General features: G+C 45.3%; 12 protein-coding genes. 5 read left to right on the top strand and 7 right to left on the bottom strand.

The genetic code is table 11. The features are described from left to right. The first annotated feature begins 121 nt into the window (after nucleotides 1-121). The 4 genes from btpA (at nucleotide 122) to ACL6C3_RS16385 (ending at nucleotide 5,323) form a co-directional block, all read left to right on the top strand. A complete protein-coding gene (gene btpA / locus ACL6C3_RS16400) occupies nucleotides 122-982 on the top strand; it encodes a photosystem I biogenesis protein BtpA (protein WP_413160002.1) in 861 nt (286 codons plus the stop codon). A gap of 165 nt (nucleotides 983-1,147) precedes the next feature. Next, the gene (locus tag ACL6C3_RS16395) at nucleotides 1,148-2,065 is read left to right on the top strand and encodes a vitamin K epoxide reductase family protein (RefSeq protein ID WP_413160001.1); all 918 of its coding nucleotides are present in this window, start codon (nucleotides 1,148-1,150) and stop codon (nucleotides 2,063-2,065) included. 439 nt (nucleotides 2,066-2,504) lie between these two features. Continuing rightward, nucleotides 2,505-4,628, top strand: coding sequence for a CHASE2 domain-containing protein (locus ACL6C3_RS16390; protein ID WP_413168346.1), 2,124 nt, complete (start codon nucleotides 2,505-2,507; stop codon nucleotides 4,626-4,628). A 473-nt stretch (nucleotides 4,629-5,101) separates the two neighbouring features. After that, nucleotides 5,102-5,323 carry a hypothetical protein gene (locus tag ACL6C3_RS16385; protein WP_413160000.1) on the top strand — a complete coding sequence of 74 codons (222 nt, stop codon included), beginning with the start codon at nucleotides 5,102-5,104 and terminating at the stop codon, nucleotides 5,321-5,323. A gap of 33 nt (nucleotides 5,324-5,356) precedes the next feature. On the opposite strand, the gene nadB is transcribed toward ACL6C3_RS16385, so the two are convergent. The 6 genes from nadB to hetZ form a co-directional block, all read right to left on the bottom strand. Continuing rightward, a complete protein-coding gene (gene nadB / locus ACL6C3_RS16380) occupies nucleotides 5,357-7,057 on the bottom strand; it encodes an L-aspartate oxidase (protein ID WP_413159999.1) in 1,701 nt (566 codons plus the stop codon). Nucleotides 7,058-7,422: 365 nt separating this feature from the next. Then, on the bottom strand, nucleotides 7,423-7,851 hold the full coding sequence (gene psbU, locus ACL6C3_RS16375) for a photosystem II complex extrinsic protein PsbU (protein WP_413159998.1): 429 nt from the start codon (nucleotides 7,849-7,851) through the stop codon (nucleotides 7,423-7,425). Between the two features lie 216 nt (nucleotides 7,852-8,067). Then, nucleotides 8,068-8,952, bottom strand: coding sequence for a hypothetical protein (locus ACL6C3_RS16370; RefSeq protein WP_413159997.1), 885 nt, complete (start codon nucleotides 8,950-8,952; stop codon nucleotides 8,068-8,070). 28 nt (nucleotides 8,953-8,980) lie between these two features. Then, on the bottom strand, nucleotides 8,981-11,347 hold the full coding sequence (locus ACL6C3_RS16365) for a DUF3488 and transglutaminase-like domain-containing protein (protein WP_413168345.1): 2,367 nt from the start codon (nucleotides 11,345-11,347) through the stop codon (nucleotides 8,981-8,983). Between the two features lie 138 nt (nucleotides 11,348-11,485). Beyond that, nucleotides 11,486-12,487 (bottom strand): hypothetical protein, encoded by a 1,002-nt coding sequence (locus ACL6C3_RS16360; protein ID WP_413159996.1) that lies wholly within the window; start codon nucleotides 12,485-12,487, stop codon nucleotides 11,486-11,488. Continuing rightward, nucleotides 12,480-13,640 carry a heterocyst differentiation protein HetZ gene (hetZ, locus tag ACL6C3_RS16355; protein ID WP_413159995.1) on the bottom strand — a complete coding sequence of 387 codons (1,161 nt, stop codon included), beginning with the start codon at nucleotides 13,638-13,640 and terminating at the stop codon, nucleotides 12,480-12,482. The genes ACL6C3_RS16360 and hetZ overlap by 8 nt, the downstream gene beginning before the upstream one ends. Before the next feature lie 182 nt (nucleotides 13,641-13,822). On the opposite strand from hetZ, the gene ACL6C3_RS16350 reads away from it, so the two are divergent. Continuing rightward, nucleotides 13,823-14,302, top strand: a complete 480-nt coding sequence (locus ACL6C3_RS16350) for a hypothetical protein (protein ID WP_413168344.1) — start codon at nucleotides 13,823-13,825, stop codon at nucleotides 14,300-14,302. 226 nt (nucleotides 14,303-14,528) lie between these two features. Here the strand turns inward: ACL6C3_RS16350 and sds are convergent, their stop codons facing one another. Continuing rightward, nucleotides 14,529-15,500: a solanesyl diphosphate synthase gene (gene sds / locus ACL6C3_RS16345; RefSeq protein WP_413159994.1), complete on the bottom strand. Its 972-nt coding sequence runs from the start codon at nucleotides 15,498-15,500 to the stop codon at nucleotides 14,529-14,531. Nucleotides 15,501-15,876: the final 376 nt, after the last annotated feature.

Here is a 15,876-nt window from a genome sequence, read left to right as displayed (position 1 = left end):
TAAAATCTTATGGTATACCGTCTCAAACCGTTGTCTATTCAATTGCCACTGTCGCCTAAATCCTGGGCTTTAATGCCTCGGATGTAGCTTTTAGTATCAAAGGTGGTATAAGGTAAACCCTGTGGACTTAAAGGAAATTTTTCAAACATCCAATCCGATTATTGGTGTCGTACATTTACTCCCTCTACCGACCTCTCCCCGTTGGGGAGGCAATCTCAAAACAGTGATGGATCGAGCCGAACAGGAGGCCACAGCCCTGGCCTCGGGCGGTGTGAACGGTATTATCGTGGAGAACTTTTTTGATGCTCCCTTTGCCAAAGATCGGGTCAATCCGGCCATTGTCAGCGCCATGACCCTGATCGTCCATCGGCTGATGAACTTGGTCACGGTACCGATCGGCATAAATGTATTACGCAATGATGCCGAAAGTGCGATGGCGATCGCATCCTGTGTGGGGGCGCAGTTTATTCGCGTTAATGTCCTCAATGGAGTGATGGCAACCGATCAAGGACTGATCGAAGGAAATGCCCACCGCCTGCTGCGCTATCGAAGAGAACTCGGTAGCGATGTCAAAATTTTAGCCGATGTCTTGGTGAAACACGCCACTCCTTTGGGTGAGGCCCATTTGAGTGCGGTGGTCAAAGAAACCATCGAACGAGCTTTAGCCGATGGGATAATTCTCTCGGGTGTATCGACCGGAAGTCCGCCGAGTTGGGAAGATCTCGAACTCGCACGCCAAGCCTGCGGTCAGACCCCCCTGTTGATCGGCAGCGGTGCCAATTGGGAAAATATCCCCAAATTGATTCAATCGGCCGATGGGGTGATAGTTTCGAGTTCTCTCAAGCGACACGGACGGATCGACCAACCGATCGACCCCAGTCGGGTGCGGCAATTTGTAGAAGTGATGCAGCGCAGTTTATCGGCCTCTTGCGAGCCGGAAAATTGGAAGTTAGACAAACCAAAGTCTGAGTTTCCCCTCTGAAAAATTCCGAGTTGCAGCGATCGCCGTTCTCAAAAACTGCCAGAGTAAACCAGAGATTTCCACTGTTACGAGAGGATTTTAGTCAATTCTAAGGGTTGGACTTCTCAAATTTGAGATCGAATCACTAAGATCGAAATAGATAGTCCTTCTAGTGGAAATCAAGTGATGATTGCCAAACGTTCTAATCCTTGGATTCATCGTTGGTCTCGCCCGATAACGGCGGCGATCGCCAGCGTCGGTGCAGTCGAGACTGCCTATCTGACTTGGGTCAAACTCACGGGCGGTTCGGCCGCTTGTCCGACGGCGGGGTGCGACCAAGTTCTCAATAGCCCTTATGCGAGTGTTTTTGGTTTACCCCTGACTCTGTTTGGTTTGCTGGCTTATCTAACAATGGGAGCGATCGCCATTGTCCCGTTATTGGTCGATCCTCATGCTCAAAAGTCTCTGCGGGCCAATCTCGAAGAACAAACGCGACTGCTGATGTTTGCCCTGTCCACGGCGATGGTCGTGTTTAGCGGCTACCTGATGAACATCATGGTGTTCGAGATAGGAGAGTGGTGTCCTTACTGTATCGCTTCTGCTGTATTTGCGGTCAGTTTGTTTGTTCTCAGTATTTGGGGTCACGACTGGGAAGATCTCGGACAACTGTTGCTGACCGGTTTAACCATTGGTATGGTCACGCTCATTGGGGTTTTGGGGATCTATAGCAGCATCAACAGTTCCCAGACCTCTATTCCCGCCAGCAATCCCGCTGAGATGTACCAAATTACCACAACATCCGGACCTGCTGAAATTGAACTCGCCCGTCATCTCAAGCAAGTCAAAGCCAAAGAATACGGCGCTTATTGGTGTTCTCACTGCTACGAACAAAAACAACTGTTTGGGAAAGAAGCATTTGCTATTATTGATTATGTAGAATGCGATGCCAAAGGTAACAATGCTCGACCTCAGCTTTGTAAAGATGCCGGAATAACCGGATATCCAACCTGGGAAATTAACGGTCAATTCTATCCCGGTGTCGCATCGCTCGAAAAATTGGCTGATTTATCGGGTTATCAAGGACGGCGTGATTTTCAAAATTAGGGTGAAATTCGCTCAGTAGCAAATCGTCAAGACAACGACGGTTAACCCCCTTACGGTGAGGTCAGGGGTCAACGATTAGAAGAATTGAGCAGACATCTACTTTCCCGTAAGTTTTCAACTTGTGCAGGAACACTTTTGGACTGGCAAATGTTCCTGGATACCTTGTTCTATACCCGTATAATTGAGCAAGCCGAATCTGACTATGGGAGTGTTTGTGTTCAACAGAAGAACCCTCTTCTTTGTGATTCGACACATCACACCAGATTCACCCATGAGTTTATCAAAAGCTCAACCTCGTTAATGCCTGGATTCAATGGGTTAGATTATCAACACAGGAGCTAGACGGTTGCTTTGGATACTGAGAACAAGAGTTGAAAAACTTCGCCAATACAAGCTCATCTCAATACCCCTGACGAAATGGTTCTCCCAACAACGTCGGGTGATCTTGACCTCTTCAAGTATCGCAGCGCTGGTAATTGCAATGCGTGCTTTAGGGCTATTACAACCCCTAGAATGGTCGGTGCTGGATTTATTTTTTCGCTTGCGACCGTTAGAACCTGCCTCGGAGCGGATCTTAATTATCGGAATTGATGAATCTGACCTACAAGCCTATGGTTTCCCCATTCCCGATAACAAACTCGCTCAGTTGCTCCAAAAAATCAATGCCGCCCAACCCCGAGCCATTGGCCTCGATCTTTATCGAGATTTACCCACCGAACCCGGTCACGCCGAATTAGTCAAAGCCTTTGAAACCATCCCCAATATCGTGGGCATTGAAACCTTTGAAAGCGGAAATGAAGGCGCCGTTCATCCTCCTCCGGTTCTCTCCGAAAAACAGATGGTCGGCTTCAATAACTTTATGACCGACACCGATGGGGTGGTGCGCCGGGGATTGCTTCATGTTTGGTTCCCCGCCGACAATCTAATTCTTCAAAGCTTTCCCCTCAAATTAGCAACGATTTATCTTAATAGTCAAGGGGTTCCTCTCCCCTCGTTGGCACCGGCTTCTAATTTTCCCGTCGGACAAGGTAACATTATCCGGTTTCGTAAAAATGACGGCGCTTATGTCCGGGCGGATGCGGGGGGTTATCAATTTCTGGCCAATCTGCGCGGGCCGGTCGATCACTTTCGTCGAGTCTCGATGACGGAAGTCTTAGAAGGTCGAGTTCCCGAGGATTTAATCCGCGAGCGGATTGTTCTGATTGGCCCGACGGCTCCGAGCGTGAAAGATACTCACTTCACCTCCTACAGTGGGGGATTATTGCAACCTCGTGAAAAAATGTATGGGGTGGAACTGATGGCAAATTTTGTCAGCCAAATTCTCAGTACCGCTCTCGATGGTCGAACTCCCATTCAAGTTTGGTCAGATCCGGTGGAGTGGTTGTGGATTTTTGGCTGGTCTTGGGTGGGAGCGAGTTTATGTTGGAAGTTGCGAGCGCCTTATCGCTCAACGGCTTTGGTTTTATTGTTGGGTGGGGGGTTGAGTGCGAGTGCTTATCTGATTTTTTGTTATGGATGGTGGATTCCGGTGGTTCCTCCTTTAATGACTCTGATGGGGTCGGCGGCGGTGGTTGTCGGCTATTTGGCTCATTTACAAGGGGAATTTAAACGCTCTACGGATTTTTTGAGCAGTGTGATTAATACGATTCCCGATCCGATTTATGTTAAAAATAAACAGCATCAGAAAATTGTTATTAATCAAGCTTATTGTAAGTTGGTGGGTTATCCGATGAATACTTTAATGAGTAAATCGGATTATGAGTTATTTCCCCAACCCGAAGCCGATCTGGTTTGGCAACAAGATGAACTGGCGTTTTATGTAGTTGGAGAACAGGAAAACGAAGAAAAATTGACCGATGCTCAAGGTAAAACTCATTTTATTGCGACCAAGCGCTCGATTCATCGGGATGGAGCGGGAAATATCTTTTTAGTCGGTGTGATTCGCGATATTACCGAACGCAAGCGTTTAGAAGAAGAACTCAAACGAATTGCGGCGGAATTGGAACATTATAATGCTCAACTTAAAGTTCACGCCGAACAAGATCCGCTCACCGGTTTGGCCAATCGTAAAGTCTTTCACGAACGTCTGGCTCAATCTTTAGAATGGGCGAAAAATAATAATAAATTAGTCGCTTTATTTTATTTAGACTTAAATGATTTTAAAATTGTTAACGATACACTCGGGCATCATATCGGTGACTTGCTGTTGAAAACCGTCGCCCAACGCTTGAACGCCTGTTTACGCAGTAGCGATACTGTCGCCCGTTTGGGAGGAGATGAATTTACGGTGATTTTACCGGGGGTTCCTCGAAAAGCGGATGTGGCTAGAGTCGCCGAAAAAATCCTTCAGACCATTAATCAACAGGCTGAATTGGAAGGACACACGGTATCGGTGACAACCAGTATTGGAATCAGTATCTATCCTCTTGATACTCAATATCTGGAGATTCTGATTCAAAAGGCTGATGATGCCATGTACCAAGCCAAACGTTTGGGTAAAAATAGATACCAGTTCGCCGCTACATCAACTCCGTCTAACATCAATTCGGTTAACGGAAATTAGATCCCGACAGTACCAGTCTCGAACTCCCTTTTAGACTTCGCCACCCCAATCAGCTATTAGAAAAACGGACAACAGGGTTGACCACTGTTGACAACATTTTTCCCGAAAAATCGGGAAAGTTTTGTGTGGGTAAGATTGTGGGTAAGATGTAGAATCACCAGTTGGGTACTTCTACCTTTAGGGGTTGTTGCCATTATAACGATCCTTCGGCTCGATCTCAAGTCAATCGTCGAGTTTTTCGGTAAAATTCCTCTCAAATACCCATTTGACAAGGATTTTTTCGGGGTGAGAGCGCTCGCTCCCCCAACCGAGGATCAGGGAAGGGGGAAGGTTCTCCGTATATTTGCGGAAAAATTACCGATTGGATTAATTAAGTTTTTACCAATCCGTAAAAACACTGATATACTGAAAGCAACGGAAAACCTATTGATAATTCTTGTGGGTAAGTTGAGTTAATCAGAGGTATAACTTCCATGGGGTGCTTTATTCGATTGACAACGGCTGTTACACTGATTGCAGGTGTGCAGTTTACGCTAGTAGAAACGGCTCAAGCTCGCTTTCAACCGGAACCGCGAACCAATGAGTCTAATTCCTCAGAGGTCAGAAGCGGCGATCTCGATCCCGTGATCGGTCCTTTTCTGCAAACCGCAGAGGAACAACCGCCAAACACCAATGGTACTGGCGGAGCGCGTTAAGGACGAACAGAACCACTTCGGACTCTCGAAATGCTAGGGGCTAACAGGCGCCTTCCAAGTCTGCTCGTGCTTGGCTAAAGTGTGAACTTGCCAAGATTGTTCCGTATGAGGATAATCTTGACGATAATGACCGCCTCGGCTTTCTTGTCGGAAAGCAGAACTTTTTAAAATTAAATAGGCAATATCAAGCAAGTTGCAAGTTTCTCCCCAGGTTCTTAACTGGAGAGGATCAATTTTGCTCGGTTCAAACGTCAGGGTTTGTTGCGGTTTTAGACTGAATAAAGTTTGACTCAAATCGAGATTGAGAAACATTTGACGCCAAGCTGCAACTTGAGAAATCGCTCGATCTAACATCTGTTGATTCCGACAAATCCCGGCACTTTGCCAAACGAGATCGGGTAATTTAATTCTGATGTCTTTAATTTTATCATATTCTTCTTGCCAATCCGAAGGGGCAGAAAATTTAATCACTTCTTTAGAAACAGGCAAATCTAAATTCTGACCGTTCAAGCCTTGCAGTTCACCGACTTGAGCGCCATAGACCAAACATTCCAGCAGAGAATTACTCGCCAAACGATTAGCCCCATGTACCCCCGTACTAGCCGTTTCCCCGACGGCGTACAAACCCGGAATCGAAGTCTGATTGTGAGTATCTGTCGCAATTCCGCCCATCCAATAATGAGCCGCAGGAGAAACAGGAATCGGTTGTTCAAACACATTAACCCCCCACTGCTGACAAACTTGAATAATATTCGGAAAGCGGGAGCGAACTTTTTCCGGGGGAATGGGACGCAAATCCAGCCAAACATTCTCACCGTTGGCGGTCGCTTCCGAGCGCATTTTTTGTAAATGATTAAAAATCGCCCGACTGACCACATCTCGGGGGGCGAGTTCTCCATCGGGATGATACTCAAACGCAAACCGTTTCCCTTCTTCATCAATTAAATGAGCGCCCTCTCCGCGAACCGCTTCGCTGATCAAAAATCGAGGCGCTCCCGGTATTTTCAAAGCCGTCGGATGAAACTGGAAAAACTCCAAATCCCGCAACAGCGCCCCCGAGCGCCAAGCCATCGCCACGCCATCTCCGGTACTGACGCTGGGGTTTGTGGTTTGAGAAAAGACCTGTCCGCCCCCTCCGGTAGCCAACACCACCGCCGAGGCCCGTATCCAGCGCACTTGGCTGTCAAAAATTACACTTAAACCGAGACAGTGTTGGGTTTGGGGATCGAGCCACAAGTTTAAAGCAAAAGCCGGACAAACCAGCCGAATATTTTGGCGCTCGAGAACCCGTTCGGCGAGGATACTGACCACCGCTCGTCCGGTCGTATCCGCCGCATGAAGCACCCGATGGCGAGAATGAGCCGCTTCTAAGGTTAGGGCTAAATTTTGATCGTGTCGGTCAAATAAGACCCCCATTTCCACCAAACGATGAATACATTCCGGCGCCCGAGAGACCAAAAATTCAACCGCCGACCGTTCGCAAAGACCGGCTCCGGCTTTTAAGGTATCCTCTAAATGAAGCTTCGGAGAGTCATCGCTAGAAACGGCGGCGGCGATTCCCCCCTGCGCCCAATCACTAGCGGAGAGGGAAAGGATGTCTTTATTGACCAAACCGACATTGAGATGAGTCGGTAAACACAAAGCCGCGTATAAACCAGCGGCGCCCGCTCCCACAACCAATACATCAAAATGATCGGGTAGATTTGCAGCAGATAAGGGTTCAAAATGGGTCATGGATTCAAATTTTGGGTCACGATAATGCCAAAAAACCCGGTTTCGTAAGAGAAACCCGGTTTCTTAAGTGTACTCATTCCTATGCAGACGGCTATAATAAGTCTTATCAATGGATAATTGACAATTGATAATTGATAATTAATTAATCAGGTTGAACACCTCTCCTTTCAAGGAGAAAAAAGAAAAATTATTTCCTCTCTATCAATCCTATACATAATGGTCGAGGTAATTATCCATTATCCATTATTAATTATCAATTATTGAATTTAGGTATGAACTGAGATTTTTATCGCTCCCGTTACAACCGACAGGCTATAACGGGAGTCGTCTACAGATAACTATGGAAATTGAAAATTTCAGCCGGTCTAGTCGTAGGTTCCTGTATTTAAACGGAAGTTTCCTTCTTGTAAAACAGAAGCGACTGGAGTGACTGTAAATTCATCTAAATGAGATTCGAGAATTTGTTTTTGGCGCTCTGATAATCCTTCCATTTCCAGAACATCCTCAACCGAATCAAACGGCGCCTGATCGACAATCATCGAAGCGAGAGTCGGATACATCCCCCGCAATTGTCTAAATTCTCGAATGGAACTATTGTTAAGATCGATTTTATCTCCAAATTGACCTAACTTTTCGTCCGCACGATTTCTTCGTTGTTCAACTGCCAAAATGGGAGAAACAACAGGTAACTTATTCACACTCAAATTGGCTGCATAAGCATTCTGATGTCCCGTCCATCCCAAACAACTTATTAATAAACCTACTAGGACTAACAAACGACCTAATCGTTTCATTGAGATTTTTCTCCCAACTGATCTAAACAGCATTGACAAGTATTTCGTGACCCACTCCACGCCCATTCGCAATGGATTGATTTAAGGTGAGTTGCAATCACCTTAATGCAGTCATTACCCTACTGTTATGGTAATATACCGCACTATTGACACCTTGAACACCTGTTGGGGTTCTGTCTTTAATAAAAACCGTTTTTTTTGACAAGACGCTTCGAGTTAATATCTTAATCCAACACCCAAACCCAAACCGTAAATTTTTGTGACTTGATCCTCGGTATTGAACACCACCTTTATTCCGGTTCCATCGGGATTCATCCATTCATAGGAGGTTTTAAAATTTTCGTCTCCATCCGGGTTAAAATTAGGATTGGGTGTCCCCTCTGAACCCATAACCGATTTGACTCGATCGTAAGTCATTCCCATTTGCAGTTGATAATACTGTTGACGGGTGGCTAGGGTCTGGCCTTCGGGAGTTCGAGAGACATCGGGATCTCCTCCGATTGTATACTCGTTTAAGTTGCGGGTGACAATCGAACGAACTCGATTTTCTCCATCAAAAACAACAATAATACCAGAATTATCCGGGTTTAACCAGTGATAGCGGCGTTGTGAACTCTCGCCCTGACTATTGTACAATTCTTGCTCTGTTTTTCCTTCCGAACCCATGATAGTTTTCACTTCATCATAGGTCATCCCGATTTTCAGTTTATTATAATAATCGATAGTAATCGGACTTTGAGATAAATTTCTCAATCGATTGTCTTCTGTTCTCGATAAATTGGTGTGCAACGGAGGCGTTAAATTATAAGAACCCAAATTGATCACTTGGTTTTCCCCATTAAAAACCACCGTAATTGATGAACCATCGGGATTAATCCAATGATACATAACTGGAGAATCTTCTTGACCGGAATTTTCGCGAAAACCCCGATCTTTTTCTCCGGGATTTCCTCCCATAATTTCTTTCACTTCTTCGTAACTCATTCCGTGCCGAATTTGGTCATATTCGACTTTGGTAAACGGGTTAAAAGGTGTGGCATTTAGGGGAAATGCAAAGAAATAGTTTAAAATCAATCCGGTTGTAATTAGAGTTTTTTTCATCTGCTTTCACTCCTCATCTACCCTGTTTTTATCGTTTTAACAGTTTAAAACTTTGTCGGTTCAAACGTTTGATGTGAGCTTTTTTCAAGTTTTGAATTAAAGCTTTCATTTGGCTTAAATTTGCGGGTTTTCCTCCATAACGCCACCGCATATAAGTTTGAGAAACTTCCTCTATCACTTCGGCTTCATCTAGCGAATGATATTGTTGCATAGAATAAGCATATTCTAAAGGCGTTTGCGACGGAGATTTTTTATATCCTTGAGAATCTAAAAGTTTTAGCATTTGTTGATAACAACGTTCTTCAGGAGGCAGTTTAGATAACCACCGATGATAACGCCAAACCTGCCAACGATCAAACCCCAACCATCCCACAAAACCAACCAGAAGTGCAATTAATATCCCGCTAAATAAACCCACCCATCCTTGAGTAAATAACCTTAAAAACCAGCGAATAATTCGGGCTACCCAAATAAATAACGTTCCGAAAATTGTTTGTAAAAGACCCGTTACCGGAGACGGTAGCCAACCCGCCACCCATTCCCAAAATGAACGCAATGCACTAAACGTTTGGTTTTCTTCAATGGAAGGGGGAATTAATTCCATACCCGGAATCGGATTAAAAGCAAACCAACCATATTGAGGAAAATAAACCTCAGTCATCGCATGAGCGTCGGTATTTTTAACGACATATAAGCCCGTAAACGGGTTAAATTCTCCCGAATCAAATCCCGCAACTAATCGGGCTGGAATGCCGATAGAACGCAGCATAATCGTTAATACAGTGGCAAAATGATCGGGATATCCTCCCGTTATTGTTTCGCCGTCTGGACTGTTTTTATACCCAAATAAAAAGGCTTCGACTAAATCTTCATTATCTTCTAAAAAAGGCGGCAAATCTTGCAAACGATAAACCGGATTTTGTTTCAGGTATTGGGCGAGATAGAGAGCCTTTTCATAGGGATTATCAAGGGGCTTTTTATTTTGAGCCACTTGATTAATATTTTGGAGGATTTCTTCAGTTTTTTGACGAACTTTTTCTCTAATTTCTTCGGGAACATCCAGATAATGTTCTGTAATTTTTTTGGGATATTCCGTCGAAGCTTGTTGCAACAAAGAGCGATCACGAAACGGAACTTGAGAGACAACACTATAGGTCATTCCCTCGCGTAAATCCAAAGGCGATCGCAAATTTCGCTCCTCATCAATCACTAATTCTTGCGTCGGAAAATACACTTCTTTTGCCCAAGGCATAGAAGGAATTAAGTTGGGAAGTTGGGAAATAATCGTATAAGTTTGAACAATTTCTCGGGTTTCATTGGGGGTAATTTGAGGATAAAGCAGAAATTGATAAGACCAAGGCGGACGGTTCACCACATACATTTGATCTTCATCATTTCGGGAAATTTCCCACCCCTGACCCGTATATTCATCAAAAGCAACAACCCGCCAAAACCCTCGGGCCTGCGATCGCACACGCATCACCACTTTCGGGATTAATTGACCCCGTAAATTTTGGTTGATTTGGGTATCAAAACCATAATAAAAAGTCGTATCCAGTTGACCCGCACCCCGGCGAGGACTGCCGCCCGTACCGCCATTTTCCGAGTCATTATTGGGGTTATCTTCCGAAGCATAACCGGGGTTAAAAACTTGAGTCCCATCAAATTGACCCTGAGGTAAATCGATGGGAGAACTCACCGGAAAAGAGCGAAGTTGATAACTGGGAAAACGGGGTAATAAAGCAAAAATGAGCAGTCCGAGGACAACAACGAGAATAAAACTAACGCCTAAAAATTTTGGATTTAATGCAGAGAAAAGTTTAGAGGGTTTAGATTGATCGGTGGTTTTTAAATTGAGTTTGGCAAAGCCCAAACGAGAGCGATAATCAAAAATTAAAGTCGGTAATGCGATCGCTAAAAAGACAAGAAGAACAGGCCCAAAAGTAAGCGTTTGGCTGAGGGTAGCCGCCACACCCAATAAGATTAACCCGATCACCATCGAGTATCCCAAATCTTTGCGACGGGGTAAATCAAAACTGTGCAGAATTTGCAGATGAATCAGTAATTGAGCCAGCACCAAACGAGTATCATTGAGTTCTCCCACCAGTCGCCCAAAAAATGCAGCCAGTGCGACGAGCATTGCGATGGCAATGCAAAATTTCACAGGCACATTACGATGGCGGCGGCGAAAATAACTCCAAGTCGCTCCGACCAGACTCACGGGAATTGCCCAGAGATTGAGAGGTTCTTCGATCGCCACATCTGTCGCGATAATTCCGACAATCACGAGCAATTGGACTAAGATTCGCAGAGTAATCGAATCTTCGGGTTCGGGCTTCGGCGTTGCTTCGATCCGATGCCAGAGTTGAGTCAAGGTCGAACTGCGGTCGGTCATGGCTGAGTCGGTGGAGGGATGATCTGTAAGTGCTATGAACACTTTACCCCATCTGCCATCACCAAGCTACATCAACACCTGCGATCGACCGATCAGACACCCGGGAGCGTCCTGTCACAAGGCACAATTGAGGAGATTTTATTGGAGGGACTGCGGACAAATCGCAAAACTGAGGGGATGCTGATCTTGGTTGTGTAGGATAACATTGAGTCGGTAGGTGCGATCGCATTGCGGATCGACTAACTCCAGTCGGACATATCCGCGATCGCTGCGTTGGGCTGTAACTTCTCCCTCCGAACCGGTCAGCCATAGATGTCCGCCATCGGGTAAATGACCCGTTACTTTCAAAGAAGGACTTTGACCGTCTTGTTGAATATATTCGGCCTCAAGGGTCAGTACACCCGCACTGGTGAGCCATTGTTGCTTAATTGCAGGTTGATTGAGATGGCAGGTTAAAGTCAAAGCCTGAATAATTTCTCGCGCCGCTAAAAGCGTCATCAACATCTGCTGAGTGGGAGTAGCGGTTTCATATTCGGGAAGCGCCACATCGCCGGGGTTTCTGGCCCAACCGAGCATCACCCGATGGGTCAACTCGTTGAGGGGTTCGCCCTGACCGGGAAACAAAGTCTCGACCACTTGAACTAATTTGGCCCCTTCGCGCAAAGAAGACTGAATCGCTTCTTGACAGGGACTCAGCAATTGAGCAAAAACGGGATCGGGAATGGGAACAGACCAGCGCAGATTTTGCTTGTGAGCGATCCAGGGAACTCGCTGTTCCTCGATTACGTCTGGATAACTAGCGAAATCAGATGCTTTTGTTTCCCAAGGGAATAGGGGGGGGTTGCGTTCCATTTCGGCTTTTAACCGATTTTTCAAAACCGTTTCAAACCTGCTTTTCACGGTTGGTATCTCTCCCAATGTAAAAGGTTGACTTGGGTAGTCGGAGTCATAAATCTCTTCAGAGTCTAATGGGTCAAGTTCTTCCCATTCTTCTGGCTCCACCCTGGATTGATCGTTAACATTCGCTACCGTTTCTGATTCATTCTCAAAAGAGGAAGGATTTTTGACTGACTTTTCCATCAGCCAGTCAAAAAAGTGGCACTCGAATGATCGATCATCTCGGTATGTTTCGTTATTCATCGCTAGATGCCCCTGCTCCGGATACTGAACTATTTCTGATCTCCCAAGACAACTCTAATACTTTAAACCACCGTTTTTGGACTTGAGTGACCTTGCAGTTAAGGGTTTGGGCAATTTCTTGCTCCGATAAACCCTCTTGTTTTAACCTTAGCAGATGTAACTGCTCAGGGCTGAGTTGCTCTTGAAAAAGTTGCCATTGTTGGGGGGTTAATCCCAAATCTTTTTCTAAATCAGCTTCTAACCACTGGTGGACCAGTTCCCACCGATGTCCGAAGGCGAACCGCAGCAAATGATATTTGAATCGTTGCTGTAAGTAGTCCCGCTGACGGGGGGTTAACCCCAAGATTTCTTCGATGTCCCGAGTTGGTAAATCTTGCAAGCGCAAGGCAAAATAATCGGCACAATCTTGTTGATTGTGTTCTTCGAGGTAAGTCATTAACTCTTCAACCACCGTTTGGCGTAGAGAGTCTAACTCCGGTTCGGTCGATTCGGAGGCCATCGCATTTCGCACCTGTTGCATTGCTGAGTCATTCCAAGTTTGATCCGAGTCTTGAGATGATCCTTCTGCGGCTTGATCCAAATCGACAAAAGTTTCTTTCGGCTGCTGCTGAGAAAAGGTCTGGGCGCGTAAAATCACCAGTTGTTGACTACGACCCCGAGATAATGGAATCCGTCTTTTCCCGTAGCGTTCTGTAAATGCTAGATATTCCGCTAATTCTAATATCGTTTGAGGACGATAGGTTGCAGGTAATTGGGCCTCTTTGCGAAAAGCACTTAAGGTTTCAACATAGAAGCTTTGCAAGAAATCCCGAATTAATTCCAGTCGCGCTTGATAACTCGATTGGACTTGGGGAGGTGTAATATAGCGGTAGACAATCGCACTTAAGGTGCTGTGCAGTTCCACTGGGGCCTGTCTTGACCCCAACCTGTAATAGTGCAGACATTGCTGAAGGCGATGTTGAGCTAGTGTCATCGCCCAGGTTTCGACCTCGCCAGAAGCCTGAATGCGTCTGCTTTCGGTGCAAATGCGTATGGCTTCAGAGGTTAAACGTTGGGCAACATCCCGGCAATTCTGCTCAGAGGCACGGGTGGACTGCTTCAGTTCGTTAAACAGCCGTTGATATATAGTCTCGCTCTGGCAGATTTCCCCCATATTTTGAATACTTAAATAACAGTGACCCTAACACCAGCTTTCGAGCAAAACCAATTGATTTCCGGAGACTCTTACCAGTTGAGCGGGATAGAAAATAATATTGTTCGGGTCACTTGTTACGATGAGTTATGAGTTGAAAACCGCTTTTTTGACCCCCGATCTCTAATTTTTTAGCTGAAATGATGGATTTAGATCAACAAATTCAAATTTTAATTGATAATGCCCCTCAAGATGGTACGACTCCAGGGGTAATACAGGCGATCGCCCCGGCGTTGAAAGTTCTCGCCGAACAATTGCAGCGCGATCATTACTATATTTTGCAGGGGACTGATAAAAGTTGGGTTTTGACGACTTTAGGTCATCTCGATCAGCCGAATTTACAAAAGCGGGTAATTTATGCTTATCCGACTTTAGAAGATGCTTCTAATCGTTCTCCGATTTCTCGACCTCCCGATGTGGTGGCGACTGCGATCGCCGTCACCCATATTTTATTTCAAATGGTGGCGATTCAACCGCTTGACAGTATTATCTTTTTTGAAGTTCCGGGGAATTTAGATCAAGGAACTGAAGTTAAGCGCAGTGAGGTTCAAGATTTAATTCGTGTTTATTTGGAGCGCTATCGGGCGGTTCAATCCCGCAATATTCCTCCAAATTTTGCTTAATTCCCCTACAGATGAGGTGTCAGTTGTTAGAAATTTATTGCTTTGAGTCGATTTATCCCAATTAATCGAGCAATAGTCTTAAAAAGCTAACGACTGACACCTAAAACTGAAGTTCGATCATTCTCTCTCTAGATTTTAGATGACAATTCTTCAATTTCTATTGGTCTAAATTGACCGAGAAATTGTTCTTCTGTCATAAAATCCTGCCTTCTTTAATCGCTAATTCCTAATACAATCGACTCAATACATAATCGGTTAATTCAATCAGAGCTTGGCGAGAATCACAATCGGGAAATTTAGAAATATGTTCGACCGCCAGTTTAGCATGATGGCTTGCCAGTTCTCTTGAACGCTCAATTCCCGAACTTTCTTTAATGATAGCGAGCGCTTGTTCTAAATCTCCTTCTTGAGCAAATTCCCGTTCAATTAACGTTTCTAAGTAAGGTTTTTCTTCGAGAGCAAACAAAGTCGGAGCGGTTAAGTTCCCACTTTGAAGATCGGAGGCGGCCGGTTTTCCCAAAGATTCGGTTGAACCGGTGAAATCTAAAATATCATCGACAATTTGAAAAGCCAAACCGAGATGACGTCCGTAACTGTACAAATCTTCGGCTAATTCGCTCGAAACGCCACTCAATAAACCTGCGGCTTTAGAACTATTGGCCACTAAAGAAGCGGTTTTGTAATAACTTTTTTCGAGATAAGCGTTAATGGACATTCCGGTGTCAAAGCGGTTGAGTCCTTGCTGAATTTCGCCTTCAGCCAGATCCATAATCACTTTTGACAGCAGTTTGACCACTTCCAAATTATCCAGGTTGGCTAAATACCAAGAAGATTGGGCAAACAGAAAGTCTCCCGCCAAGACTGCGATGCGGTTGTTGAATAAACTGTGGACGGTGGGCGCTCCCCGTCGGAGTTCCGACTCGTCCACCACATCGTCGTGGACCAGACTGGCTGTATGAATCATTTCGGTAATTTCTGCTAACCGCCGATGCTTGGGAGTAATCTCCTGGTTGGGCATCGTTGTGCGCGAAATCAGCAGAACTATCGCCGGGCGCACCCGTTTCCCTTGAACACTGAAAAGATGCTCTGCTGCTGCAAATAGAATAGGGTGACGAGCGCCGACTAACTGTTTGAGGTTGTCTGTCAACAGTTGTAGGTCTGCTTCAACCGGAGAAAATAAAAGAGTGCTAGAGGTCATGGATTCGCCGACTTTGGCAATGGGTTTAACAAAATTTTACATATTATAGTTTTATTTTAAGCGGCACCCTCCTTGATAGGGAAGTCAAACTCGGTTTAACCTCAAAATACCACCCCCTTTGCACCGGTTAAACTGCCAACCAGACCCAAAAGACAACCAAGCCGAAAATTCTTCACCGGGACAAATCCGACCGGTTTAACACTCACAAAAACTCAACCGGGAGCAAGACCCAACGGTGGGCCAAGGGTTGGCGGTCAAGGGATTGGCGATCGCGAATCCCCGATCGGCGAGAATTCTATCAAATTATTAAGGAAATCCGCTTTCAGGCTCTCACAATGGTGCGTTTTATGTTATTTTATAGAGTAAGAGTTTAAAC

The organism is Capilliphycus salinus ALCB114379, from assembly GCF_047276495.1.
GTDB lineage: Bacteria > Cyanobacteriota > Cyanobacteriia > Cyanobacteriales > Microcoleaceae > Capilliphycus > Capilliphycus salinus.
This window is presented reverse-complemented; position numbering and strand designations above follow the sequence as displayed.